This window comes from Leptospira johnsonii, assembly GCF_003112675.1.
GTDB classification, from domain to species: Bacteria; Spirochaetota; Leptospiria; order Leptospirales; family Leptospiraceae; genus Leptospira_B; species Leptospira_B johnsonii.
The window spans coordinates 1-24,779 of the sequence record NZ_BFAY01000013.1 but is presented as its reverse complement, the minus strand read 5'-3'; the positions used below and the strand labels follow the sequence as shown (position 1 = coordinate 24,779).

42 protein-coding genes are annotated in these 24,779 nt (G+C 39.7%); all 42 read left to right on the top strand.

All coding sequences use genetic code 11. The features are described 5' to 3' along the window. The first annotated feature begins 18 nt into the window (after nt 1-18). Nucleotides 19-1,314, top strand: a complete 1,296-nt coding sequence (locus LPTSP_RS18785) for a hypothetical protein (protein WP_108930288.1) — start codon at nt 19-21, stop codon at nt 1,312-1,314. Continuing rightward, a complete protein-coding gene (locus LPTSP_RS18780; protein WP_108930287.1) occupies nt 1,311-3,833 on the top strand; it encodes a hypothetical protein in 2,523 nt (840 codons plus the stop codon). Before LPTSP_RS18785 ends, LPTSP_RS18780 begins: the two co-directional genes overlap by 4 nt. Further along, entirely contained in the window at nt 3,830-5,017 is a 1,188-nt protein-coding gene (locus LPTSP_RS18775; RefSeq protein ID WP_108930286.1) for a hypothetical protein, read from the top strand. Before LPTSP_RS18780 ends, LPTSP_RS18775 begins: the two co-directional genes overlap by 4 nt. Beyond that, entirely contained in the window at nt 5,014-5,163 is a 150-nt protein-coding gene (locus LPTSP_RS19185; protein ID WP_167396482.1) for a hypothetical protein, read from the top strand. The genes LPTSP_RS18775 and LPTSP_RS19185 overlap by 4 nt, the downstream gene beginning before the upstream one ends. Beyond that, nucleotides 5,163-5,921, top strand: coding sequence for a hypothetical protein (locus tag LPTSP_RS18770; protein WP_108930285.1), 759 nt, complete (start codon nt 5,163-5,165; stop codon nt 5,919-5,921). The genes LPTSP_RS19185 and LPTSP_RS18770 overlap by 1 nt, the downstream gene beginning before the upstream one ends. Next, complete coding sequence (locus LPTSP_RS18765) at nt 5,918-6,097, top strand: hypothetical protein (RefSeq protein WP_108930284.1); 180 nt, start codon at nt 5,918-5,920, stop codon at nt 6,095-6,097. Before LPTSP_RS18770 ends, LPTSP_RS18765 begins: the two co-directional genes overlap by 4 nt. After that, entirely contained in the window at nt 6,098-7,087 is a 990-nt protein-coding gene (locus LPTSP_RS18760) for a hypothetical protein (RefSeq protein WP_108930283.1), read from the top strand. Then, nucleotides 7,084-8,865, top strand: coding sequence for a hypothetical protein (locus LPTSP_RS18755; RefSeq protein ID WP_108930282.1), 1,782 nt, complete (start codon nt 7,084-7,086; stop codon nt 8,863-8,865). Before LPTSP_RS18760 ends, LPTSP_RS18755 begins: the two co-directional genes overlap by 4 nt. Then, on the top strand, nt 8,865-9,227 hold the full coding sequence (locus tag LPTSP_RS18750; RefSeq protein WP_108930281.1) for a hypothetical protein: 363 nt from the start codon (nt 8,865-8,867) through the stop codon (nt 9,225-9,227). The genes LPTSP_RS18755 and LPTSP_RS18750 overlap by 1 nt, the downstream gene beginning before the upstream one ends. A gap of 9 nt (nt 9,228-9,236) precedes the next feature. Then, nucleotides 9,237-9,896, top strand: coding sequence for a hypothetical protein (locus tag LPTSP_RS18745; RefSeq protein WP_108930280.1), 660 nt, complete (start codon nt 9,237-9,239; stop codon nt 9,894-9,896). Between the two features lie 255 nt (nt 9,897-10,151). Further along, nucleotides 10,152-10,601, top strand: coding sequence for a hypothetical protein (locus tag LPTSP_RS18735; RefSeq protein WP_135354766.1), 450 nt, complete (start codon nt 10,152-10,154; stop codon nt 10,599-10,601). Between the two features lie 126 nt (nt 10,602-10,727). After that, nucleotides 10,728-10,904 (top strand): hypothetical protein, encoded by a 177-nt coding sequence (locus LPTSP_RS19180; protein ID WP_167396481.1) that lies wholly within the window; start codon nt 10,728-10,730, stop codon nt 10,902-10,904. Then, nucleotides 10,901-11,251: a hypothetical protein gene (locus tag LPTSP_RS18730; RefSeq protein WP_108930277.1), complete on the top strand. Its 351-nt coding sequence runs from the start codon at nt 10,901-10,903 to the stop codon at nt 11,249-11,251. The genes LPTSP_RS19180 and LPTSP_RS18730 overlap by 4 nt, the downstream gene beginning before the upstream one ends. A 121-nt stretch (nt 11,252-11,372) precedes the next feature. Further along, nucleotides 11,373-11,543: a hypothetical protein gene (locus tag LPTSP_RS19175; protein ID WP_167396480.1), complete on the top strand. Its 171-nt coding sequence runs from the start codon at nt 11,373-11,375 to the stop codon at nt 11,541-11,543. Nucleotides 11,544-11,726: 183 nt separating this feature from the next. Further along, nucleotides 11,727-11,942, top strand: a complete 216-nt coding sequence (locus LPTSP_RS18725; protein ID WP_135354765.1) for a hypothetical protein — start codon at nt 11,727-11,729, stop codon at nt 11,940-11,942. Beyond that, on the top strand, nt 11,939-12,238 hold the full coding sequence (locus LPTSP_RS18720; protein ID WP_108930275.1) for a hypothetical protein: 300 nt from the start codon (nt 11,939-11,941) through the stop codon (nt 12,236-12,238). Before LPTSP_RS18725 ends, LPTSP_RS18720 begins: the two co-directional genes overlap by 4 nt. After that, entirely contained in the window at nt 12,235-12,462 is a 228-nt protein-coding gene (locus LPTSP_RS18715; RefSeq protein WP_108930274.1) for a hypothetical protein, read from the top strand. The genes LPTSP_RS18720 and LPTSP_RS18715 overlap by 4 nt, the downstream gene beginning before the upstream one ends. Continuing rightward, nucleotides 12,459-12,656, top strand: a complete 198-nt coding sequence (locus LPTSP_RS18710; RefSeq protein WP_108930273.1) for a hypothetical protein — start codon at nt 12,459-12,461, stop codon at nt 12,654-12,656. Before LPTSP_RS18715 ends, LPTSP_RS18710 begins: the two co-directional genes overlap by 4 nt. A gap of 211 nt (nt 12,657-12,867) precedes the next feature. After that, nucleotides 12,868-13,077, top strand: coding sequence for a hypothetical protein (locus LPTSP_RS18700; protein ID WP_108930271.1), 210 nt, complete (start codon nt 12,868-12,870; stop codon nt 13,075-13,077). A 648-nt stretch (nt 13,078-13,725) separates the two neighbouring features. After that, entirely contained in the window at nt 13,726-13,989 is a 264-nt protein-coding gene (locus LPTSP_RS18690) for a hypothetical protein (RefSeq protein WP_108930269.1), read from the top strand. A gap of 194 nt (nt 13,990-14,183) precedes the next feature. Further along, nucleotides 14,184-14,486: a hypothetical protein gene (locus LPTSP_RS18680; RefSeq protein WP_108930267.1), complete on the top strand. Its 303-nt coding sequence runs from the start codon at nt 14,184-14,186 to the stop codon at nt 14,484-14,486. Further along, nucleotides 14,483-14,698 (top strand): hypothetical protein, encoded by a 216-nt coding sequence (locus LPTSP_RS18675; RefSeq protein WP_108930266.1) that lies wholly within the window; start codon nt 14,483-14,485, stop codon nt 14,696-14,698. Before LPTSP_RS18680 ends, LPTSP_RS18675 begins: the two co-directional genes overlap by 4 nt. Before the next feature lie 229 nt (nt 14,699-14,927). Next, entirely contained in the window at nt 14,928-15,305 is a 378-nt protein-coding gene (locus LPTSP_RS18665; protein ID WP_108930264.1) for a hypothetical protein, read from the top strand. A gap of 573 nt (nt 15,306-15,878) precedes the next feature. Beyond that, nucleotides 15,879-16,058 carry a hypothetical protein gene (locus tag LPTSP_RS18650; RefSeq protein ID WP_108930261.1) on the top strand — a complete coding sequence of 60 codons (180 nt, stop codon included), beginning with the start codon at nt 15,879-15,881 and terminating at the stop codon, nt 16,056-16,058. Beyond that, entirely contained in the window at nt 16,055-16,411 is a 357-nt protein-coding gene (locus LPTSP_RS18645; RefSeq protein WP_108930260.1) for a hypothetical protein, read from the top strand. The genes LPTSP_RS18650 and LPTSP_RS18645 overlap by 4 nt, the downstream gene beginning before the upstream one ends. A gap of 225 nt (nt 16,412-16,636) precedes the next feature. Further along, the gene (locus tag LPTSP_RS18640; protein ID WP_108930259.1) at nt 16,637-16,843 is read left to right on the top strand and encodes a hypothetical protein; all 207 of its coding nucleotides are present in this window, start codon (nt 16,637-16,639) and stop codon (nt 16,841-16,843) included. Between the two features lie 88 nt (nt 16,844-16,931). Then, nucleotides 16,932-17,153, top strand: a complete 222-nt coding sequence (locus LPTSP_RS19055) for a hypothetical protein (RefSeq protein ID WP_135354764.1) — start codon at nt 16,932-16,934, stop codon at nt 17,151-17,153. 148 nt (nt 17,154-17,301) lie between these two features. Next, complete coding sequence (locus tag LPTSP_RS18635; protein ID WP_108930258.1) at nt 17,302-17,508, top strand: hypothetical protein; 207 nt, start codon at nt 17,302-17,304, stop codon at nt 17,506-17,508. A gap of 262 nt (nt 17,509-17,770) precedes the next feature. Next, nucleotides 17,771-18,514, top strand: a complete 744-nt coding sequence (locus tag LPTSP_RS18630) for a hypothetical protein (protein ID WP_135354763.1) — start codon at nt 17,771-17,773, stop codon at nt 18,512-18,514. Next, the gene (locus LPTSP_RS18625; protein ID WP_135354762.1) at nt 18,511-18,804 is read left to right on the top strand and encodes a hypothetical protein; all 294 of its coding nucleotides are present in this window, start codon (nt 18,511-18,513) and stop codon (nt 18,802-18,804) included. Before LPTSP_RS18630 ends, LPTSP_RS18625 begins: the two co-directional genes overlap by 4 nt. 478 nt (nt 18,805-19,282) lie before the next feature. Next, nucleotides 19,283-20,431 carry a hypothetical protein gene (locus LPTSP_RS18615; protein ID WP_167396479.1) on the top strand — a complete coding sequence of 383 codons (1,149 nt, stop codon included), beginning with the start codon at nt 19,283-19,285 and terminating at the stop codon, nt 20,429-20,431. A 6-nt stretch (nt 20,432-20,437) separates the two neighbouring features. After that, a complete protein-coding gene (locus LPTSP_RS18610; RefSeq protein WP_108930253.1) occupies nt 20,438-20,824 on the top strand; it encodes a hypothetical protein in 387 nt (128 codons plus the stop codon). Then, nucleotides 20,821-21,693: an ATP-binding protein gene (locus tag LPTSP_RS18605; protein ID WP_108930252.1), complete on the top strand. Its 873-nt coding sequence runs from the start codon at nt 20,821-20,823 to the stop codon at nt 21,691-21,693. Before LPTSP_RS18610 ends, LPTSP_RS18605 begins: the two co-directional genes overlap by 4 nt. Further along, nucleotides 21,693-21,866 carry a hypothetical protein gene (locus LPTSP_RS19170; protein ID WP_167396478.1) on the top strand — a complete coding sequence of 58 codons (174 nt, stop codon included), beginning with the start codon at nt 21,693-21,695 and terminating at the stop codon, nt 21,864-21,866. The genes LPTSP_RS18605 and LPTSP_RS19170 overlap by 1 nt, the downstream gene beginning before the upstream one ends. After that, complete coding sequence (locus LPTSP_RS19165) at nt 21,859-22,011, top strand: hypothetical protein (RefSeq protein ID WP_167396477.1); 153 nt, start codon at nt 21,859-21,861, stop codon at nt 22,009-22,011. The genes LPTSP_RS19170 and LPTSP_RS19165 overlap by 8 nt, the downstream gene beginning before the upstream one ends. A gap of 206 nt (nt 22,012-22,217) precedes the next feature. Then, entirely contained in the window at nt 22,218-22,385 is a 168-nt protein-coding gene (locus LPTSP_RS19160; protein WP_167396476.1) for a hypothetical protein, read from the top strand. After that, complete coding sequence (locus LPTSP_RS19155) at nt 22,382-22,558, top strand: hypothetical protein (RefSeq protein WP_167396475.1); 177 nt, start codon at nt 22,382-22,384, stop codon at nt 22,556-22,558. The genes LPTSP_RS19160 and LPTSP_RS19155 overlap by 4 nt, the downstream gene beginning before the upstream one ends. Nucleotides 22,559-22,687: 129 nt before the next feature. After that, a complete protein-coding gene (locus tag LPTSP_RS18600) occupies nt 22,688-23,074 on the top strand; it encodes a hypothetical protein (RefSeq protein ID WP_108930251.1) in 387 nt (128 codons plus the stop codon). Next, complete coding sequence (locus LPTSP_RS18595) at nt 23,071-23,757, top strand: ERF family protein (protein WP_108930250.1); 687 nt, start codon at nt 23,071-23,073, stop codon at nt 23,755-23,757. The genes LPTSP_RS18600 and LPTSP_RS18595 overlap by 4 nt, the downstream gene beginning before the upstream one ends. 47 nt (nt 23,758-23,804) lie before the next feature. After that, nucleotides 23,805-23,951, top strand: a complete 147-nt coding sequence (locus tag LPTSP_RS19150; RefSeq protein WP_167396474.1) for a hypothetical protein — start codon at nt 23,805-23,807, stop codon at nt 23,949-23,951. Next, a complete protein-coding gene (locus LPTSP_RS19350; RefSeq protein WP_282432942.1) occupies nt 23,948-24,076 on the top strand; it encodes a hypothetical protein in 129 nt (42 codons plus the stop codon). The genes LPTSP_RS19150 and LPTSP_RS19350 overlap by 4 nt, the downstream gene beginning before the upstream one ends. Further along, the gene (locus LPTSP_RS19305) at nt 24,073-24,426 is read left to right on the top strand and encodes a RusA family crossover junction endodeoxyribonuclease (protein ID WP_245915638.1); all 354 of its coding nucleotides are present in this window, start codon (nt 24,073-24,075) and stop codon (nt 24,424-24,426) included. The genes LPTSP_RS19350 and LPTSP_RS19305 overlap by 4 nt, the downstream gene beginning before the upstream one ends. Nucleotides 24,427-24,779: the final 353 nt, after the last annotated feature.

Sequence of the window (24,779 nt, the reverse complement as noted above, 5' to 3'; positions counted from 1 at the left end):
TGATTCGGAGCGTATTTTGTGGATTTATCAACTGATTCTTTATTGGATCTTACCAAACTACGTTCCGGAGCAAACTCTTCCATTTCTGCAACTGGTGGGGTAAGTATCTTAGATGTTATTAACTACCAGATTTCAAATGGCCTTTGCCCTTGGATTATAGGGGGAAGAAATGAAATCTTAGTAGCCCAGCAAGAATATGATAACATAAACCCTACTGGATACGCTACTGCTAGTTTTACCACATTCTCTAATTTTTCAGCAGATCAGACTTTCACAATTACGGGCATAACCTTTACGGCTAAAGCTTCTCCAGTTGGAGCCACCCAATTCCTAATTGGAGCTGATATTGAGGAAAGTATGGCCAACCTTTTGGCAAAAATTGTTGTTCAATTGGCAGTTTTAAATCAAGTTAGCGCTGCGCTGGATCCAAATAATCCAGAAAGAATTGTATTCACTGCAATAGAGCCCGGAGAAATCGGCAATCATTACACTCTTTCCACTACTTGCTCGCTTGGGACTATCGTGGGATTCTCTGGTGGGTTTAATTATGAAGGAAAGGAATTCCCACTTCCCCAAAGGGCAATGGGCAGAAAGCTCAGACAGGCTGTATTCTTTACGCCTGGATCCGTAGTTGGATACATTAATATTCCACAAATAGCTTTCGAAAATGTTCCTGAACCAATGAATGGGTTTCTGCAAGCACGTTATACTTATACCCCATACCCACAAGGTTATTATTTCAAAGGTGATAAGATTATCTTCTGGCCTCAACAACTAGGGAACCGTGGGCAGAATTTACGCATCTACTACTATAAAAGACCTTCTGAATTAGTTTTGAAAGCAGATGGTAGAACAATCAGTAATTATTTTAATATCTCCAATGGATTCCAGCAATTACTTATAAACTCAGCGATCCCATCAAGTTGGGGAATAGCGGGTTCTACGATTAAAGTCGATATTATGGAGAATGTTTCTCCTTTCCGAGTTTTAGCGGAAGGGGTGACTTGTGTAGTTGCTTCTACTACAACTTTGAATGTAGATCCTAATACTGATTTATCGGCCATTTACAACGGCTGCTATATAAACCTTACTGGTAAAACTTCTTATCCGCAAATACCGCAAGAATTATTCGAGGTAGCGGCTCAGTTTGCGTCAGTTCGTCTCTTAGAGATCATGGGGGACAACACACGTTACCCATTTGCGCTTGCAACACTTGAGAAGATGAAAAAGGAACTAGCAACTTATATTGCGCCAAGAGACGATTCCGGATCCATGAAAGTTATCTCTAAGAATGCGCTTAGGAGTTTGATGTGAATCAAGATACTCCTAGATTTAGTGGGCTAGTCCGGAATATTATAGAATACCAGCGTCCTGTTGGGAGTCTTTCGGATTGCACTAACATTGAAAGCAAGCGTAGCGGGATTTTAGCTCCAAGAAGAAGGCTTTATCCTATGGGGTATGGTGGCCAGCTTTCTCCGGCCCTAACGCAGATGACGAGCCTCGTTAAAATAATGGCGTATAGAAACGCAATTAACCCTGATACAGACGAACATGATTGCTATTATTATATAGGAACAGACGCAGATCCAGTTGCAAACCTTGGAGTAGGCGGCGTATTCGAGGATTTAGATTTTAATGGTATAGAAACTCTTGCAACATTTGAGGGCAATGGGAAGGAGATAGGGTATAGCCTTTACCATAGCTTTATAGGCAAAGAGGTCTCATATTGGGATCCTGCGACTTCTCCTACATACGGGACTACAGAAACAAGCATTACCAACCGTATAAAAAAGATTGTTAATCATATAGAGCCGTATATCCCAAGCCAACCAATAGTCCATTTGACTCAATATTATTCAGCGGGCTTGCCAAAACCAGAATACATAATGGTTAAAGCAGATGCTTCTGGTAATATAACAGTGCCAGCTAATTCGTCCGCTGCTTTAAGGATTTGTGCATTTTATATAGATTGGTTTGGACAATATTGGTTTTCGCCACCTTCTGAAAGAATTATTTTATTAGGTAGCGGGAGCCCGCAAAAATATAATATAGTTTGCTATTACCCATGGACTCAATGGGCAGCGTTTAGATCCATAAGAAGTTCAAGCAATTATACTTTTAATTGTGGCATAATGTTGTTTTCGGCGAGAGATCTTGGGACGCTTGTTCTTGATCCTTCAGATGAGATGTATGCCTTATCTTACCCCTCCACGGTTCAATCCACTGTTGGGTATACTGGCCCTAATTTAGCTGCTGCTGGGGTATTGAAATATCAGGCCCCAAGCGCTACTATGCCAACTGCTGGTGAAATCCCATTATACACAAATGTTTCTTCTGAAGGGATTTTACAAGAAAACAGTCCTCCTAATACATGTTTAGATTTTGAAGAATACCAAGGGCGCACTTTCTATGCCGGCCAACCTCGCAGGATTATAATCAATTTATCTGTCGGGACACCTGCTGACCCAGGGACACCAACGCAATCAATTTCAATTGGTGGTATAACATATACAGCTAACTGGGATACATATTCAGATAACCCATTAATATTACAGCCAGATTCTTTTATTCCATCGGTGTCTTGGATTGGCGTTATTATGAATGATCCACGGCAAGATCTTGGGTTTATATTTAGATTTAACAACCAAAATAGCGATATTACGGTATCTACAATGCCAGGCCAACCTTACATAGATTTCTCTTATCATGACAGAAGCCCATTCGCAGAACTTGGCGTCGATATGCCTGATCAGTATTCTAATTATCTAGCGAATTACTGGCTTGGGAATAGTGTTTATTGGCCTACTGATACTAATAACTCTGGAACAGCACTTCTCACTAAGACCAACACAGAAATGGAGCCAGCTATTTTAAATAGAGTATTTTTCTCTAAGTTGAACCAGCCGGAAAATGTTCCTGTTCTTAACTATTTGGATATAGGCAGGCGCGGGTTTAGAATAATAGGATTAAAGAATCTTTTCAATCAGAATCTTTTCGTTTTTAAAGAAGATGGTGCATATTTGATAAATGGGTATAGTGAAGCCGATTTCCAAGTAGTGACATTCGATGATTCTCTTGTTTGTATGAATAAGAATTCTCTTGTGGTTTGCAATGGTGCGATTTACGGGTTATTTAATCGAGGGGTTTGTATTGTAAACTCTTCGGGAACTATCCCTATTTCTAACGATACAATTGGCGATATTATAACTCCTTACATCCAAGAGCATAAGCTCAATAATAGAGCCGTTGCCACCTCCGACGAAATCAATAATACTTATATTCTTTCTTTACCTGAATTAGGAATAGACTTAGTTTACAATTGGTTCTCCAAAACTTGGCAGAAATGGGACATGGGAGCCACTGCATGGGCTACCAGGACTAAAGAAGATAATGCTACAATTTTAGGGGGAACAGATATTCAGGCCGATCCGGAACTAAATGGGTTTTTCTCTGATTATAACACTCCGACAGGATATAACAGTAATACTCTAATTTCAGATAATGCAAGCTTTACTCTCAACCCTAATTATCAAGGGACTTTCTCTGAGAATAAAATCGTTAATGAAATAATAGCGAGGCTTACTGAAACGGTAGCCGGATGTATTGTTAAGATATACGCTTTTACAAATTACTCACCAACACCAGTAGAAATTTATGAATGGGATGCTGGCAGTAATGCGCTAACTCGTTTTAATACTCCAGCAGATTTTAGAATCTCTCAAGCTGTATCCTTCACTTTTGAAGTTCAGGGCGTCTCACTTCTTTCTTCGAATCCTGAATTTGATGGCTTGTCTTACGGAATGCAAGGTGCAGGACAGAACCTTTCAAAATGAAGACTAAGTTCAAATATTCTGACTTCGCTGGTAAAGATCCATTCCCAGATTGGTTTATCAAATTCTTAAGGTTTTTGGAATTCCAGTTCTTTAGCATTAAAGAAGCCATACCACTCCCTACATGGTCCGAGACGGATTCTCCTCCAACTTGTTTGGCAGTAGACAATAGATTCCATGGCAAAAAGAACCAAGTAGCGGACGCTAATTTATTTATTTTAGAGGGGAACGCGGACTTAATTGCTCCTTATACTAATTCTCCTACCGATGCTGCGTGTGTTTTAATAAATTCTGTATCGACAGATTATATTACACAGAGTGCTTTTGCAGACAATGAATTTTGGGCTAGGGCTTATTCTGTTTCTACTGGGCTGTGGAGTGCTTGGGTTAGTTATACCGGGACTCCTCCTTTCCCTAAAGAAGATACTTACCCTTTAGATAGAGCACCCTCTGGACTTCTACCTTCCATAGATTCTGGGGATACTGCACATGATTGGAATATATCTCCGGGTTGGACATGGGATACTACATTTGCGAGTGTTATGTATCTCCCATCTACTATTATTAAGCAAGCAGACGCTACATGGACCGTTGGCAGCGGTGTGGGGGGCATGGAATCTGGGACTACATTCTCTGCCAATACTACTTATTTCTTTTGGTTAATTATGAGAACAGATACTGGCGTAGTGGACGCACTATTTTCTGCCTCAGGAACTTCTCCTACTATGCCATCTAATTATGATAGAAAGAGATTGATTGGTGTTTTGAAAACTCAATCCGGTGCAGCATCTAATATTCAGGTGTTAACAGAACTATGGGGGAATCAAGTTAAGTATAGGTTAACTACGCTTGTAAATGAGGTGAGCGTATCGAATTTAGGAACTTCAAGAACTACTTATACTTTAGCAAATTGCCCGGTTACTTCAGGAATTACTGCCTCTCTTTCATGCAATTGCTCTAAAGCGGCAACCGCGACTTTTATTGCCATTACCGCACTCGATGAAACTGATTATACACCTACCGGTTCTCTAAATAATATGCGCGGCGGTTCTGGTGCAGGCGGGGTTGCGTCAGTCGAAACTATAGTTAAATTAAATTCATCCGCACAATTTGGGGCTAGAGCTGATAGCACATCCGTGGTCTTCGCAGCAAACTTGAAATACTATTTTTATTCGAGGTCTATATGAGATACCTATATTTAAGCAATAATCAAGTAGTAGGAACTTTTGCAGGGCCTCAGCCAGGATTAAAATTAGATGAGAATGAGGAAATCATAGAAGTGGAAGATAATGATCCAAGAGTTATTGAATTTGATAACAGAGAGGTATTATAATGGCCGGATTTGGTGATGTAATCGGTGGTCTTTTTGGGAGTGGAGGAACCCAGCAATCTGAAGCTGCTGTTCTTCAGGCTTTAATAAATCAAGGGAATGTCCCTACTCTTAAAGATATAAATTTACAGACTCTTGGGCCTGCTGCTCAAGCTTCAGTATATAATAACCCAATGTATTCCGGAGCACTGAATACCGCAATCCAGCAAACCCAAGGGCAAACTGGACAAGGGTTTACCCAAGCTGAAGAAGGGAATTTAAATTCTGCTGGCAGAAGAGTTTCTCAACAGGCCGGGGATAATGCCAATAGAATCGCACAACAAGCCGCCTCTCGTGGTGTTGGGGGATCTGGTGTCCAAATGGCAACCCAAGCGGCGGCTGGTCAACAGGCGGCAAATGCTATGGCTGATTTAGGCGCTCAAGGAATGATGGGAGCCCAAAATAGAGCATTAGGCGCAACTCAGAATCTTGGGCAATTAGGTCTCGCTGGCGGTGAGCAATATTTTGGCCAAGGTATGGCAAGAGCTGGCGCACAAGATACAAGGGATCAATATAATAACCAGCTTGTTAATCAGCAGGAATATTATAATAAAGCACAAAAGCCAATGAACCAATACGGAATGCAGTCTGGAGCTTCTCAAGGGGTCCAAGGAGCACTTCAAGGACAGGCTGGAATGTTGAATCAGAATAGAGGTCAAAACATGAATCTTGTCGGTGGTTTATTACAAGGCGCCGGTAGCTTTATGGGGAGTTATTTATGAAAATGGGATTTGGGCAAGGAATAGGAATGTTAGGCCAAGCGTTGAGTGGTAATAAGATTAACCCTAAACAATTTCAAAAGCCGGAACAAAAACAAGATTTTTTAGGACAGATGGCAGCGCAAGGGCAACCTCAGCAACAGCCTAAAAGAGGGTTCTCTTTATTTGGGAGGTATTAAATGGCTACTCCTTTAGAAATAGAATTAGCACGTAAGAACCAAGAAGAGTTCAAACGTAAACAATTAGCAGAACAAATGAGCCCGACTGGTATCATGGCCGCCGCTTTGACTCAACCCGATATTTTAAAAACTCCAGGCGAAACATTTGGGACACAAGCTGCACCTGTAAAGGTCGCTGTTCCGGTGGATCCTCGAAAGCCTGCTACGGTAAGAGAAAAGATCGCTTCCAAGTTAGCCCCTCAAAAGGTTGTTGTGACTACTGGTAACCCTGAGAAAGCGGCGATTGTGGAAGAGGAAGGACCTTTTTCTAAATTCATTTCTGGGCTAAGATCTGTTGGCGAAAATGAAGACACTGGCAGAACTTTAGGGAATACCGCAGGACAAGCTCTTGAAAGTATAGGAGCGGCTATTCGTGGCGGGGACGTTGGTGGGGTCGGCGAAAAATACCGCAACATTAGAGAGGCTGTTGCATCCAGAAACCCAAATTCAAGACTTTCTAAAGCCGTTCAGTTTGGCGCACAAGCGGCAACTGGGTTGCCTATGAAAGGACTATCTGCATACGATATTCATAACATGCCAATTGGTGATCTTGTTAAAATGAGATTATTAGGGGCTAAAGGTGGCGGTGTCCCGGGAATGGACAAAAAGACAGCCGAGTCAGAAGGTAAAATTAAATCCATCCGCGATAAGATAGATAAATACAAAGAACTCATAGCTGCAAACCCTTATGGAGGTAGTTTGGGGTCGAAAGAAGTCGGTCAAATGGGATCGATCCGCTCCTCTCTTCTATTAGATCTTAAAGATCTCGCAAAAACTGGTGCTTTAGACGCAGGCTCTATCGATGTTCTAAAAGATATGATTCCAGATTGGGGGGGTGCCTCTTCACTTTACCGCAGCCCAGAAAGAGCTATGGGGGCACTTGATGAGACTCTCCAAGGGATCCAGAACGAATTTTATCGTAGCGAGCAATCCAAAGGACGTGCAAAATGAGTCCACAAGATGATTTAGAAAGAGAGCAGTTTTTAAGAAATAGGGGCTTAGCTTCTAATCTTTCTCCAGAAATTAGAAGAAGAGAGTTTCTAAAGCCTCTTTTAGCTGGGGCTGCTCAAGGAACTACTTTCGATTTTGCAGATGAACTATATGGGGCAGGGAAATCTGCTCTTTCTGATATGAGCTACGATCAAGCGAGAGACGAAGCGCGGAATTGGTTTAATCGTCAACAAGCTGAAAATCCAAGTGCATATATGGGAGGCGAGGTTGGGGGAAGTATTTTAACTTCAGCTATTCCTGGCACTGGTTTTGCAAGTGGCGGAAAACTTGCGGCTACTCTTGGTAAAAATGTTTTAAAAGGAGCAGCTTTAGGAGGATTACAAGGAATAGGTGCTTCTGAAGGAGAAACCGCACCGGAAGTCCTTGGGGATGCTGCGACAAGTGCCGCTATTGGCGGAGCTTTAGGAGGCGCACCTGACTTACTTGGAGGGGCAACTAGAAAAGTAAGCAGCGGGCTAAATGCTGTAAAAGAAAAGCTTCTTGGTAAAGCCACAAGAGGCGGTAGTTCAACCGAAAGAGAACTTTTCAATATTACGACTGGATTAGATCCAAAACAATACGACGCAATAGTTTCCAATCCTAATCTTATTAAAGAAGCAGAACAAGATTCACTTAAGAAAATAGCGGATGATTTCGTAGAGACTCGTTATAAACCTCTTAGAGAGTTGGGGAATCGCTATTATGAAAACGCTGCTTCTAAGCTAAGAACAGAGGCCCTCCCGGAATTCGGAGCTGTCAAAAAGGAAACTCTATTCAATGAACTAGATGATCTTGCGAATTCTAAGGAATTTAATGTTGGCGGGAGCGGGTCTAAATCAATTGAAGATGTAAAAGAAGCTATAAATAAAGTATTTCAGAAAAGCGATGATTATATTCCGGAAACCTCCATTGAGAAACTAAAGAATGAAGTAAATTCTAAGATTAAAAACTGGAATGCTATCACTGGGGATGCGGGTGAACAGGATATGCTAAAGAATATTCGTGGTCTCCTAAACAGTAAAGTTAAGATGAACCCGGAATTTGACGCTGCAATGCAGCCAGTTAGAGAAGTGTCCGATGTCCTAAGTAAGGTCAAAAAGAATTACGGTCTTGAAAGAAAGTTCTTAGATACTGGCGAAAGCGTGATCTCCCCAACAGATACTACTCTTTCGAGACTGCAAAGAGTTAAAGAATCACTTGCTGATCGCAATTTTAGAGAAGAAGAGCTTTCTGGGGTTGAGGATTTGTTTCAAAAACTTAAGGCAGAAAATAACCCAATGCTTTCCGAAATAACAAATAAATTTCAAGGTTATTCTCCAACAGAAAGAGTAAGAGCGCGCCAATTATGGGAAGCTACTGAAGCAGGAGCCCCTGCTGGTTCTGCAAATGTGAATATGTATTCAGATATTGCAAAAGGAGTTATTGGTGGAGGACTTGGGCTTGCAGCTTCTGAGGATCCTACGACAGGTGCTCTTGTAGGGGGCTCCCTCGGTGCAGGACTTGGTAGGTTTAGCGATAAATACGGACGTAAAATTGCAAAAAACATACTCCTAAGAAAGCATGGTAGAATGGTCTCCAATAATCCAATGACAGATATTGCACAGGATAGATTAAACAATTCAAGATTTAGAGATGTTTTGAATAATGCTATGAGAAGAGGCCCTCAAGCCTATGCTGTGACTGATTACATACTATCCCAAAAATACCCTGATTACAGACAGGCGAAGGCGGAAGAATAATGTCAGCATTTCAAAAAGAATATTCAGGGTCCACAACTGCAACAATAGCTTTTTATTTCACAGTAAAAGACTTAAATGTAGCTTCGGTTCATGCTAATTTTGCGGGCGGTGCTACAGGAAACTTCAAGCTTCAATACTCTAATTTTCCAAGTGATCGAGAGATGGAAGACACTCCCGATGCGATTGCTGCTGGGCATTGGATTGATATTCCTGGCAAAGGTGCTGCTTTAGCAGATGGCACTGTAATCTATAAGATTGACGATATTAATTTCCAATTTTTGAGAGCACTTTTGACAAGAAGTGCAGGAACTATTGATTACGAAATAACAGCTTACGCACGCGGTCGCGGGTATTCACCATAAGGAGTAAAAATGTCTGTATCAACTTTTCAAAAAGAATATTCCGGAACTGCAAACGTAGACACTGCATTCTATTTTTCAGCAGAAAATTTCAATGCGTTGTCAGTCCATGCCGTTTTTTCAGCATCAGGAGAAGACCCTGTCACCTTTGACGCTGACTTAGATGTTAACCCTACAGATGACACCATCCATACTGATACGCCTTATTTATTTGAGATAGGGGCGGCTGTTCGTTTGACGATTGATGGGGTTGGAAGTTTGCCTGGGGGATTAGCCTTAAATACCACTTACTACGTAATCCAATACGACATAGAGAACGACCTTCTTCAACTGGCGTCCTCTTATCAAAACGCATTGGATGGGATCCCTGTGGATATTATAGGGGCCGGAGAAGGGACCGCTGTTATTACTCCTTTCTTGGTGGGGAACTTCAAGCTTCAGCAATCAGATTTTAAATCAGATTATGAATTGAACGAAAGCCCTGGGAATGAAGCATCTGCTGGGAACTGGATTGATATTCCAAGCCAAGGGGGGGCTGTGGCAGCTGGCACTGTAATTTATGGGTCAACTGTTGTGGATTATCAATATTTGAGAGTGCTGATTGAATCTGAAGGTGGAAACGTTGGGTATTCGCTTATCGCATACGCTCGCGGCCAAGGGTTTGCACCATGAAAAGGGTTAGTGCGACTGACCAGGTTCTTAGATGGCTACCAGTTGCAATGGGTATCATATCTTTAGCTTATTCTTGGGGCATGATACACTCTGACATGGAGTCTATAAAGAAAGAAATAGCTAAAATGGAATCCCACGAGACTAGAATTTCTAAATTAGAGGGCAAACTTGGCAATTAAATACACGTCACAAAAAAACGGCACCACAATAGAAGATGTAAGCTTCACGGCTAAATGTGGATATGCTTCTGTAAACATGATCGGCTCTCAGTTTGATCTTTCATGGGGGCCAGAGCATTTGGACACAGTAGTCGCTGATATTGAACCTTACAAAGGGCCTAAATCTATTGGTAATATGATAGTAGAGCGGTTCCCTTGGGCGCAAAAGATCTTCAGAGAACACGGGCGCCTTGGAGCAGATTTCAGAACTTACCAACAGTATCTAATCTCAGAATTCCCTAACTGTAATGTGTATTATTATGCAAGCGGCACTTGGGAAGAATTAGATAACTACCTAAATATGGGATATGCTGTAATGCTATTCACAGATAAAGGAAAGCTTACTAAGTCCGGGCATTATATTGTATTGAAACGACAAACTGCTCCAGGTGTGTATGAATCCGCTGATCCTTGGTTCGGGGATGGCAAGATTTACAAAAGAAGCGAATTAGTGTTCAATAAACCTTACTTTTTGGTGATGCTATGAATAAAGATGAACTTTTGAAATTAATTTTCAATACCCCAGAGGCTTATAAGCTTAGGGATGAACTAATGTGGACGAGCGCAAGGAACTATTTCAGTAACACTGACTGCCCGCTGGAGGAAATACAGGATGAAAATATTAAACTGGTTTAAAACAAACGCTGCAAAAGGAATTCTCTCTACTATCCTCGGGACCGGAGTCATTATCGGTTCAGTAGCTTCCGTGTTTCTAACTGGAACGAGCTGGACTGACGCCGCAATTGGGATTGGTGCAGGTGTAGGGCTTATAGGGTTATTACGCAAATGAAATATCTCATTTTCTATACATGTTTTCTAATCGTATTCAATTGCGTGTCACCTCAAGAACGCCAGTCTGTTGACCAAAGAATAGAATCCGCTGACGAGGTAGCAAATGATCCGAAAGTTCCTGATTCTACAAAAGCACAAGTTTATCGAAAAGTGGCTGTCCAGAATGGAGAAGACGCTGTTCGCGCAGGCACAGAAAGAGACGAATGTAGAGCGGAGCAGGCTTCCGATAGATGGAAAGTGACTCTCGTAAACTATGTAATCGCTGGGCTTGTAATCGTGTTTCTTGCGTTCCTTGCTTATGTCGGATTGAAAATATACATCCGATTCTTTAAACCGCTTCCATAAAATATCTCCCACTTAGCCTCAGAAATGAGGTTCTTTTTGTTAGAAAAAGTAACAATAGTTACAAAAATAGTATTGACAAAGACCTGTTAGAATAATATGGTCAAAGCATGGAGAAGGATAAATGTTTTTAGAAAAAACGTTATTATTTTTGGTGGGTATAGTAATTGGTAATTATATATATCAATTCTTTGGCAGTAAGGATTATGATGCAGCTTTTGAAAGGAGTTATTTCCAAGCAGCCGCTATAGGGATGTGCCTTTTTATGCATTATTTAAATGGTAATTTAAAATGAGAATATTACTTTTGATTCTACTTCTCGCAAATTGCGCTAATCTTACCGAAGAAAAGAAGAAACCGCGCTTTCTGCCGATTAACGTAATTGAAGACCGTGTAGAACAACTTCCTGAAGACACGAAGCCGGAAGATATTGATTTCTGCGAGATTTTCAAAGGAACTTTCTTGGAGTGTAGCTCAAATGAGTCCATTCCCACTAACTAAAGCCGCCTCAGAGTGGTGTAAGGAAAATATAGGAGATAATGAGATGTATTACGTAGCTGATGAATTCAACATAATCAAAGACGGGATAGAAAGCTTAGAAGAAGCTGTGAGTTTGGCTCAATCTACAATTGCAGATGTATTCGACGAATCTGGAGATTGCGTTTGGCAGAACGAGGAGTTAATCTTAAAATGAAATTCACAAGTATTAAACAAATCCCCAAAGAAGCAATCGAAATGATAGACGATGTGCAGTGGTGGTATTTATTAGAATCTTACGAACCGAGCGCATATAACTTTTTGCGAGAAATGCCTGAGCGGATGGGATCGGACAATATTTTGATAATATGTAATAATCTTAGTTCCGATGGGATTGTTCGTTTTGGGGGCCAGGTTGGGCTTATAAATTATTACTACATCGAACCCCGCGAACTCGAAGACAAAACCTATGGTATCAATCTATATAAGAAAATACATGGAGAAGGAAAATGAGAAAGATTTTAGTGATTTTATTGTTTATCGTGGGGTGTGAATATAATGATCCACAATATTACAATTACTCTACAGGTAGTGGCTGGAAAACTTTAGTTGGTTCATCATTAGGCAATGGAACGGCTGGGTTATGGCGCCATATTGACAAGGAATTATGTGTAGCGGTATATTACACATCAAGAGGGATTGCCTCAATTAAATTAAGCCCAGAGGAATGCAAATGAAAGACTTTCAACTAATATCAGGACGTTCTGAATCAGAGGTGCGATCAAAACTAAAGGCTTTACAAAGACAAGGTTGGTCAGCCGCCAAGTCTTCTCGTAGGAATACGCAAGGTAAGGTAGAGCATTTTGAAGAGGGGCCAGTATCTTGGAAAGAGAACGGCGGAATGAGATACTATTTAGGAGTAGTAAGATGAGAAAGTTATTGGTTGTGGTTGCGCTTTTAGGTGCATGTTCAAGTGGACCTAAGGATTTCAGGAAAGATGTTCTTTGCCATGCTAATAAGAACGATTACTGTTTTTGTTGCAATACTGATGGGGGTGAATGTGCTCGATTCGAATGGGCGGCCTATGCTATTATGGAATGCAAACAAGCTAGAAGTTTCGGATTCCCTATAATTGAGGCAAAATGAGCGGCTGTTTCGGCAACACTCGACACGACCGCTGGCTTGAAAATCAAGTATGGGAGTATTACAGGGAATGTGACGCTAATGAAAGGCACACTGAAGAATTGGAGCAAGCTGAAAGAGAGCGGCGCGATAAAGAAGAAGCGGAAATGAGCATTCAGTATGAGTGGAGCGAGAGCGGAGAGATTATTTTAAAGGAGAAAGAGGAATGAGAGTATTAGGGGCAGTTTTGATTTTGAGCTTTTTATTTACATGTTGTCAAGAGAATTCAAAGTATGTGGAAATAGAGCACGCGAATCATATTGTATGCGTGTATGGCATTAAATACTGGCGTTCAAGTAGTCATAGTATATTGACCCTATTAGTTGATATGGATGGCAAACCTTTAGCTTGTGGCCAATGAACTACCATTACGAGATATTTCATATCCCATTTAAAAGAGCGTGTTTTTTATTTAGGGTTACACATAAACGAAGCGGGTTAATAGCAGAGGAAATATTCGAGGATTATGCAGATCTGAAAATTTTCAGGCATATTCGGAAATATTTAATAGAAGATATTAATTACCGATTGGGCGCATAGCCCCGTCACTTAGGTTCCCTTAGTTAATTCTTGGGGAACATTGGGGACGAGTTCAGAGCGGACAAGTGCCGTTAAGATTCGCGAGTCTTTGCTGATGATTAGGATTAAGTTTTGAAAATGGCATCTGGCGTTCAAGTGGGGAAATATCCTGCGAGCCGTGTTCTCCCGAGCGGCAAATTCGGGGGTCAATGCCTGAGTGGCACTTGCAACGGGGCGTCCGAGTTTATATTCGGGTTCCTTAGTCAACAGGCATCGCAATCATAAGGAGAGAAAGGAAAATGGATGAGAAGGAAATAAGAACTATCGGCGGGGGTGTATATGATAAATTGCATAAAAACCGCAAGACATTCTTTAATTCAAAAAGAGACACTTGGCTTTCTGGCTATATCCAAGGCGCACTCGATCAAGACCCAATCTCTCGTAAGAAGAGAACAGAAGAGATTTTGGCAGAATTAAAAACCGAGCGTGACGAATACGAACCCAACGGAGAGGCTTGGAATGTAGTTCAGGACTGTATAAAAAGAATCGAGGCCCTCCCATGAAATACACTAAAGAAATTCCGGTAAAGCCAGGATGGTATTGGAGGCGCAATCCGGATATGCCGCGGCTTAGACGTATCGTAGAAGTAGAAAGGCATCAGGGTCAATATTGTGCTATGATAAATGGATTACCCTTTTTACTCGAAAAAGGTTTCGAATACGCCGGACCTATAGAAGAACCGGAGGAGTGAGAAGAGATGGATTATTTTGTAATCGCTGAGAGCCTATATAAAGAAAACCAATTTTTAAGCCTATTCCCCTATAGAAAAAATAAAAGGACACAATATAGATTTCAACCTTTAAATACAAGCTCTGAGCCTGCAAAATTTAAAGACCCGCAGATAGCCTTGAATTACGGAGAACGAGCCTCTTTAAGATTAAGCCCACAAGTATTGGACGAAAAACAATTCCAAGTTTTAGTAAAAGATATTCGTGATTTTGAAATAGACCGTAATTGGGATTCAGGCGATGATCTTTATTGGATGGGGAAAGACGAATGACCACCATCGAACAATTGGCAAAAGAGTTTAGTAATGGGAATCCGGCAATAGAAGCGGCGTTGATCGCAATGGGGCGGAAGGTTAGGGAGCAGGATATAGAATTAATCCGGAGCTGCTCTCAATATACGGTCAACTCCCATATGGTTCTATTTGAGAACGGATATGAAGAAGCATTGGAAGATGCGGAGTTTAAATTGGAGGAACTTTTATGAAACTTTCGGAGTTATCGCAAGAGGAATTAGTTAAAATGCACTCCTCTTGTATAAAGAAAGAAAACGGCGCATTTTATAGAGGGTTCGCATGTGCCTTAGCGGAGGTCTCAAGAACTTGGCATCATGATAGTATAGTAAAATATATAATGAACCAAAACGGGATAACATTAGAAGATCTTAAAAAGGCTGAAGTTGAAAAATTCGATCTTGATATTATTAGGAAATGCTTATGACTCAACCAACACAAGAAGATTTAGAATATGTAGCTAAAGAGATTTTAAAATGGGAGCATTGCCCCGATTATGAAATGGATCATGGCAGCTATACTGAGCCGGCCGATGTATGGGTCGTCAATGAGTTAGGAGAATGGATTGAATTACTCCCTGACTTCTACACCGACGATTCCTTCACGGGCGCACTTGTAAAAGCAGTGTTTCCGTTGTTTTTCGAAAGACAATGGTGCATTAGTCCTCTATCCGATGGAAGAATTTGGGTTTTCGAAGTGATAAACGACGCAGACGGACAATACCCGGAGGATGTTTTAACCGCCCCCAACCTCAACACTGCTCTCATAGAAGCATGGAAGAAGATACATAATCCGGAGTAATTTTTACACAAAAACGTGGATTTTTAATCTCAGGGGTTGACAAATTACACAAATTAGTGTATATTAATAATATGAACGGCGAGCAACAAACCAGAATCGAGTCTCTTCTAAAAAGTTTAAATATTCCTCATTTAGAAATAAATGTATGTGGGAACGTTGTTGGAGTAAAGTGCGAAAGCTATAAAACCGCCCAAAAATGGCATTCAATCCTTTGTAAATTTACGGATTCCAGAATTACTGAGGTAACAATACCAAAGAAAACCGCGAAATTAGAGTATTATTGCAAATCCTCTTACCGTAAAGGATTTGTTATAGGCGGGATTCTTAAGTGAAAATTAAAAACTTTGAACAAGCGGAGGGTCTGCAAAAAGACCTCCATTTCTACTACCTATCCGTAATAAACGCCGCTATCCATAAATACGGACGTTCGGAACTGTGTAGGAGAATTTCAGCACGTCGGCCACCGGACAAAAAACTAACCCCGCAAATGTTGTGGAACGCACTCGATCGAAATTCATGCTCTGCAATTCGAAGACTCGCTCTTGAATGTGAGAAGATAGAAGGAGAAAAGAAATGAAGCCGTTTAAAGTGATGTTTGGAAGTAAAAATTCCTCATTCGCCAATCCATTCTTAGTTATCGCTAAGGATATAAAACAAGCGATTCGCAAAATAGAAGAATCCAAAACCTTGGAATATGAAGGCGGAGGAGAAGTTAAATCAATAGAAGAACTTAATTTGGAGATATTAGATTGAACCCCTCTAATCTCACTCCTGAAATAATAGCTACAAAGATCTGGGAATGGCATAAAGAAACTCGAAAAATTGCTTCTGGGTCCATTATTGAAATTTGGATAGGGCCCACACCAAAAGAATCCGGATTGATGCTATCTTCTACAGGTAGCGTTACGGGACTCCCCACTTTCCTCGAACCAGAATGGACTGGGCCGTTACTTGCGAAGGCAGGAGAGATAGGAAAATATGATTTATTCTTTAGTGGAGAGGATTTTGGCTTTTGGTTTAATAGAATTGGCGGAACAAATACACATTGTAGCCCATTCCTAAACCTCGCAATCGCAGGAGCAATTTTGGAGGCAATAGGAGAATGAGCGAACAATGTAAATGGACTTTTGAGGGGAAAGAAGATAACGGGCAAATGACCTTTGAAACTGATTGCGGTTATACTCCTTGGGTTTGGCCTATATATTGGGAGGATTATATGTATTGTCCGTTCTGCGCTCGGGAGATATACGAATGAACGATAACTGTCCGGTACACGAAAACGCCTTGCAGAATATATTCTATTATCTGTATTATATGAGAAGGAGAGGGAGATGAAAATAAGTAGAACATTAAGTTTAGGATATGGCCCCGAAATAAAGATTTCCGAAATAGATGAAAATCAATTTGAAATAGAAATATTGGGGCCTTCAGAAAGTCCAGGAGAAAGGCTAAATAGAGATGAATTAGAGGATTTAGCTCAAGGAATAATCCAGTTTCTGGGACATGATGTGTATTATAGAACGGAATTGAAACAATGAAACTACTTAAACTAATACTTCTCAACATCCTCTCCGGCCCGGCGTTTGTATTATGGTGGATAGGTATAACTGAACCGGATATGTGGGTATGGTTAGAGATAGACAGAGTGAACGGGATAGAAAGGGAGCCGAGGAAATGAAGAAAGATCAATTGTTATCAAATGATGTATTTGAGATTATTTGGGAAAATGAAGATACATTGAAAATTACATTACACTATACTCCTAATTTTAGTAGAACTTTCTGGATTCATGGCGGAGATTTTGAATATGTTTTACAAGGCTTAGCTTCCGTAAGGTATATGCCATGAATGACACAATACTAATCATAATATTCTTCCTTCTCACCGCTTGGGGCATCTGGGAGATAACAGAGCAGAACGATAAGAGATTGCGGCCGTCCACTGCTACATTCTGTAAGATTGAGACAATAGGGCATGAAAATGGAGGATGTTTAAAATGAATCACTTAGTAGGTAAAACAGTAAAAACAAAAGGCGGCTTTGATGTAGAAATAATAGCAGTAAGGCCGGAGTTAGATCAGCCTATTGTAGGTATTATGAATACAGAAGGTTTTGTCAATGGACCATACGAATTACATCAATGGCATGATGACGGGACTTTTTTTGAATATGAAAATGCGCTTCTAGATCTGGTTTTAGAATGAAAGCTTATAATCTTACTAAACTAATAGCATCCGCTCAAAAGCATGGGTTCCTTACAATTGCAGTGACAGAGCCTCAAGCACTCTATATTGACTGGCAGTATGAACTTCTGCGGGCGCTTGGAGCCTTTTTTATTTTCTGCTCCTCTGATTGGAGGAAAATATGGGATGTTTAAATTCTGATAAGAATTTCCAACATTGGTTCGGAAATATACATCTATCTGGCCCTTGTAATAGATCGTGTTATTTTTGCATTGGTCAGCATATGATGGATTTAGATCCATTCAATAATTTGGACAAATTTCCATTAAAAAATTTAGATCAATTCTTAATTGAATGTAATGAAAAAAATATTTATGAAATAAATATCACAGGATCGAATACAGATCCTCTTTTATATAAATATACAGAACAATTGCGCTATAAATTAGATGAAAGAATTCCTGGATTAATAATGGGAGTTCGCACAAATGGGGCCGCATATTCTAAATATGATTTATTGAAATATTATAATAAAGGTTCAATAACTATATGTAGCACTGAGCCGGACATCTACCTTAAAATGATGGGTAAGGGAATAATGCCCGATATTGAGAAATTTTTAGGAGCAACTTATCATTTTTCTGAATTAAAGGTGAATATAGTCCTTGGACCTGAAAATTTTTCAAACGGTGATGTCCTGAATACGATTCAAATTCTTTCTACATATGGAATTAAGAAATTCAATTTGCGTGAACCATATGGCCAGCCGCATGTTGGGGATCCAATTGCATATTTTGGAGGCAGAAAAATAAAAGAAATTTATGGCATGCCAACATATGAAGTATGTGGTTCTGAAGTGGTTTATTGGGATGTCCATTATGTAGAAGTTGAAAGTATAAATCTTTATGCAAACGGTAATATTTCTTATGATTATCCTATAACAAGAGGGCATTCCGAAAATGGAAAAGTATTATCTCAAGATAAATTCGAATACGGACGGCATAATGAACAATGGATAAAAATATGACCACCGGCCTTACCTTAGATCAATTCAGAGAGATAGTAGAGTTTGCAAGGGCATTCCACGAATACGGCAAGTTTTACGATGAAGGTGAAAGAACGGCGATTAAGATGCTTTATCCTAAATGGAAGAATATGAGTATTAAATATATTACATCCAGATATGATTCAGTGGACAATACAATTTGGTATATCGAATTCATTGGCGGCCTAAAAAATAAAGCATTCAACACAAACGATAATGATACCCCTCTATTCGACAGAGTCATGGCATATTTAAAAGGAGGAGAGGAGTGAGAGTTTTTTGCATAGATGATAGCGGCCAGAATAATCAGCGTAATAAAGTTAAATTTGGTAAATCCTACACAGTGATTTCTGAATTAAGATCCCCATGTTGCAATTTAGAGCTTGTGCGAATTTCTGAACTTAACCCAACTGGAGCGGCACAGTTTATATGTTCATGTGGTGCATCAATAGGAAAATTGCTATCAGATCATTATAATATAAAAAGAAAATCTAGATTCATAGAAATAGAAAAATCAATAACTGAACAAAGAAGAAATAAAATCATAAAGGAACCTCAAAAAACACCCAAATTCTCCTTGACATTATAATAGATGGGACATAAGAATACTTTCTGTAAATCCTGAGGGATTTCCTATTAGTATGGTATCGTTGACCAGACGCGATATAAAATAAGCTCTGGCAAACTTACTGAGAGAGAGTAAGTAAATGAGGCTCAAAGTGGTTTCCGGACTCTCTCTCCGGAGCCTACTTGGGGCCTTTTTTATTTTCTGCTCCTCTAAAGAGAGGACAAATGGCAATACAAACACCTACCGAAAACTGGTTCAAATTCCCAAACCATATAGCAGACAATCTCACTGATTACACGACATTTGAAATAACGATTCTTGTCTTAATGCTCCGGCGCACTGTTGGAATGCTCGGTTTAACTAAGACTCCCGATCAAAGGTTCTCTCAATCCTTCATAGTAAAAAACACAGGTATATCTGATAGCCAAGTTTATCGTTCCAAAAAATCACTCATTGCAAAAGGCGCAATCAAGGAAGATGGGACGGCGGCAGATGGTAGCAAACTCTATTCGGTGGTATGGGATATCCCTGTAGACACCCCCCTCTGTCCTCCAGAAGTATCCCCCTCCTCCCACCAGAGCAACCCCCCTCTGTCTGGTAGAGCAACAGATAAAGACATTTCTTTAAAGAAAGGAGAGGAAAAGACTTTAGATGCTAGCGCATCTAGTGCGGCACTTGGTTTCATGCACCCGATAAACCCATTAGGAGATGGCGGGAACGCTAAATGTAATAACTGTGGTTATATAGAACCAATAAAGCATGGGACTTCGTGGTGTTATCCGCCAAAATGCCCGAAATGTAATGTAACACCTGAAATAACACGCTTACCAGAAAAAGCACAAATGAACCACGATGTTAAATTATCAGGTAGCAAAGAAGCAATAGAGCAATTAAAAGCGGCACTACCAAAACAAGAAAAGATCCCCTATAAAGAAATATCTGATTACTTCCTTAAAAAGCATAGAGAATTCCGAAAGGTAAAAGATGATAAGTATATGCCTAAATGGGGGGCTAAGGAAACTCTTGCAGTGAAGCGATTGTGGACAATCCTTGAGGAGCGAACAACTTTTTCAAAACCAACGACTACTTTGGAAAAACAAATTGTTATACAGAAATTTATGAATTTAATGGTGGATAGATTTATTTCATATTTGAAAAAAGGGAAAGGGCAGTATGCAGAAACAACTCCCATTTTACCATCTCAATTAACTACCGCTGTCTTAGATAGACTCTTTGTAATGAGCGATATAATGGACTCAGCCCCCAAACTCGAAATCAAACAATACGAAAACAAAGGAATAGCTATCGGCCCTATGCCGGAAGGATGGTGAGAGAAGATGGGAGGATTAATTTTAATCAATATAGCAATAGTTGTAATTGTACTTTTTACAGTAAATTTTTATGCTAAATCTGATATAAATAGAACGATAAACAGAAGAAGAAAGCAAGTTGAAGATTATAAAGCTTTGATTCGTTCTTTACCTGAAGATCCAAAAATTAGAATTATAAATGATAATAATTTAGATTATAAACAGGTTGTTGAAATAGATAGAGATGAAATGGATTTAATTTTTAAACATTTGGATGCCTTGTATGAATATTTGATGCTTTCTTGTGATCCTAATTTTTGGGATGAATATAGAGCTTATTTAAAATGTAGAATCGAAAGAAAGATTACTCTATTTTGTATGCACGGCCCTTTTGAAGTAATAGAAAAAAAATGATCTCCTGCCAAACCTGCAAAGACACCAAGCGCCATCTTGTTTATTCTGATACAAAAGGAAGGATAATCTCAGAGGAAGAATATAAACGGCTGTTTCAAAAATCAGATGCGGCATTTAAGATTCTTTCTGATAAAATAACCGGCGGCGATGATAACCTTTTGAAATACATGGATCACTTCGCTAATGTAGACAAGAACCTCCCAGAATACATTTCTTGGAAAAGAGAATGGAGATTGGAGCAAGACGCGGCTGCAAACTGGGCGGCAAAACTAGAACAGTGCCTTTGTGTGAAAGATGAAATGGAAGCGTATTACCAAAAGTCTCGTAGTGAAGCAGTAACCGGCGCTGTATTTAGCAGGCTTGCAAAAGAAGGAAAGATTCACCCTGATATTGTAGAGATAGCAAAAGAAGAGAGCATGAAATCGTTCTTAGTTATAGGCCCAACTGGTCGAGGTAAAACACCGCTTTTAATGTTGAACTATAACCGCCTAATCAAAAAGCGCAAGAGCACGGATGGAATAATATTCGTAACTGAAAGCAGAATCCGCGATATTATGGACCACGACGAAAACTTTGAATCGTGGCTTAAACAATTGAACGGGGTAGATTTTCTATTCATAGACGAAATGTTCCGAAATGAGGTTTGGAAAGACCTTGGGGATGGGACCGAAAGAGATAAATCCAACCGGGCTGCTCGCAATATGTGGGCGTTTCTGGATTACATTTACCAAAGAGGAAATACGATAGTTGTTCAAGGTGCTGGGAACAAATCTCCAGACGAAACACTCCCTGGATTAAAGAACGACGCGGCCGCTGAGTATTGGAGAAGAATTAATGAGACATTTAAGGAAATTAAGAGGGTAGGATAATGGAAGACAAAGAACAAAAACTTCTTCAAATCCAAGAATTCCTAAGAGGAACAGAACGCGCTGCTAAGATAGTATTAAAGCATGCGTATCTACATGAAAAAACCGCTGCACCAAAGACAGCGGAATTATTGAGAGAGATTGCGGACGAAATTAGGAGAATAGACAATGACTGACTGGCAAAGAGAATTAAACAAAGCATATCAAAGAGGATTTGAAGATAATACTAAATTAACACAATATGCCTCTGGTTTTATTACCGGTATTATTATATACATGATTATTTCTTGGAGTATAGCATGGATTGGCAACTACTTTTAGATCCTCCTAATAAAACGTAACAATAGTAACAAAATAGTATTGACAAAATATTTTATAAAAGTATAGTTACAGAGATGAAAGAAGCTGGAGCCCGGGTATTGAGTCCAAAGGAATGTGACACGGCCATTCACGATAGATCCCCAGCATTTGAGTAACCAACCCGGTTTACCGATGGGCATTCGGTTTTGTAATTATAAGGAGTAATCTTGAAGAATAAAAAAGAGAAAACAAAAGTTACCCGAGTCACTGTTTCCGTTCTAGAAAGGTTACTCAAAGCTAGAAATAGGGTAGTAAAAGACGAAGCAAAAGAACGTGCTGTGATAGACGCTGCTATGGAAGATGCAGCAGAGAGATTTGAGAAGAGGGCAAAATGAACGAGCAGGAAGCAATCGCTAAGTTTAAGGGTTTAATCGAAGAATATGGTGGCGATACGGAAATGCTTCATATCTACGTAGACAATTTGGTGGCGGATTTTATTGAACAAAATGGTGCAGCCGAATTGGCTAAAATTTATCGCAATAATTGCAAGGGCTTTTGGTATGCATGAACTTAAGGAAACCAACTACTGCTCTTCCTGTGGCATCCGTTCTATAATGTATCAATACGGTATGTGCAGAGGCTGCGTTCAGGTGAGGCTTAGAAAGTTAACAGTGTCTATTATTGATAGGTGGAGAAAATGAGCGCATTTGGGAAATTAGTATCATATAAAGATTGGTATTCTGGAAAATTCCACTGTGAAATAAACGGTTTGGATTTTGAGAAAGAAAAAGAAAGACTTGGTATAGACCAACAAAAGCGCGCCTTAGATCAACTTGTAGATAAACAATATAATAAAATCCATGAAGATGCGTTTGCAAAAATAGTTCGCCAAAGAAAAGCATCTAAGCCGGCGTCTGAAAGGGCAAGGGGGATTATTTGGGCATTATGGAAAGAGCGCACTCGATTCAAGCTCATAATGAAAACCCAAGATTTCGAATACGCTAAGCTTCTCAAAGAGAATGAGGGGCTAAGGGCAGAATTGGCAGCACTTAAGAAAACTAAGGGAGATTACGGGCAAGCATGAGCATCTTACATAAAGCATTAATTGAAGCACAAAAAGCGATTCCGGTTATCAATAAAGGCTCTAAGGGTCAGGTGGGGAATCGAGAATATAAATACGCCGATCTTCCTTCTATCTTAGAAAAGGTAATGCCAATCTTACATAAAAATGGGCTCTCAGTAGTTTATCGCATGGATGCGCAATCTGACGGGAATATTTTGCATTGTATAGTTTTTCATGAGGAAGGAGAAACTGAAGAAAGGGCTAGCATTTTTATCCCAATGCAACCTGACGCACAAAAAACAGGGATTTATATTACTTATTATAGACGTTATCTTTTGGCGAATATTTTGAACCTTTCAATCGATGAGGATGTTGATGGGTATTTAGGGGAACCTGAGCAACAAGAAGAGAAAAAAATAAAACAGTATCCTAAATCTAAATGGCCATATGGAACAGAAGCAACTAAAGAAATGAAAGATTCATATTTTGCTTTTAAGGATAAAGAAAAATACAGAGATGAATTTGGTTGTGAAATGATTAAGATCGGCGGGTATAATTATTATGTATGTCCCCCTGGAACTTTTGACCTATACAAAAATAACCCAAATCTTCCAGCCTATACTGTTGAATCACTCCGCGCACTTAACTATGAAGGAATGACTCCAGAAGAAAAGGAAAAGTTTGATAAGGAGAATCCGTTTTAATGAGAAAAGAAATCAAGCAATGTATTTGTGATAATTGCGAAAAGATTATGAATCTTAACCATGAACATTATTTTTTAAATACATTAAACGCGGATCATTGGGATGGATTTAGAAGTAGCAATATAGAAATAAAATATGTAAAAGATTTTTGTAGCCGCAAATGTATCATGGAATGGTTAGATAAAACGATATGACTTATCTCAAAGGCTCTCCTCTCTGGATGTATTTCAACGGTTACTCTAAAAAGAGAATACGAGAGATCAAAAAGCTAAGCTGGGAAGACAAGCAAAAGCTGGCTAAATTGGAGAATGATCTTTGAGGATAGTTTTTGAAGTCAGAGATCCGGTTTGGGAGTATGTTTGGGAAATAGAATTAAAGACAAAGCCGGTTTCTATAAACAAACGATATTTAACTTCAAAGATAAAAGGGAAAACAGTTCTTATTTTGAGTAATGAATACCGAAAGGCCAAGGAAGCGATCAGAAAAGAAGCGCAATGGAAATGGGGCAAAAGAAAGCGTATAAAAGGTTTGCCAGTTGGTGTAAGAATCTTAATGGGAAAAACTCGCGCCGACATAGACGCCTACATAAAGATAATCTTAGACGCACTTCAGGGTGTAGTTTATGAGAACGACAGACAGGTTAGAAAGTTGAGTGTGGAGATTATATGAGTGAAACATACGGGTTTGGATGTGAGGATTGTGAGGAGTATATTTGGACTAGCCAAGGTTCTTATGATCGGACTGATACTGTTAATTTTTACAAAAGCGATGATAGATGTATGGAGAAATTTAAGGAATTTATACGAAAGCATTATGGCCATTCAATCACATTTAGAGAAACTCCCTATTTCGATGGCTTAAAATATAAAGAGGATGTGTATTATTAATGAGAGAGATTAAGTTTAGAGCTGTAAATCATAACGCTGAATTAGTTTTCGGGTCGTTGCTCATAGAAGAAGGCGCATGTTTTATTTATAACCCAAGCCCAGGGGTATTAAGAACAGAAGTTTATCCTAAAACAA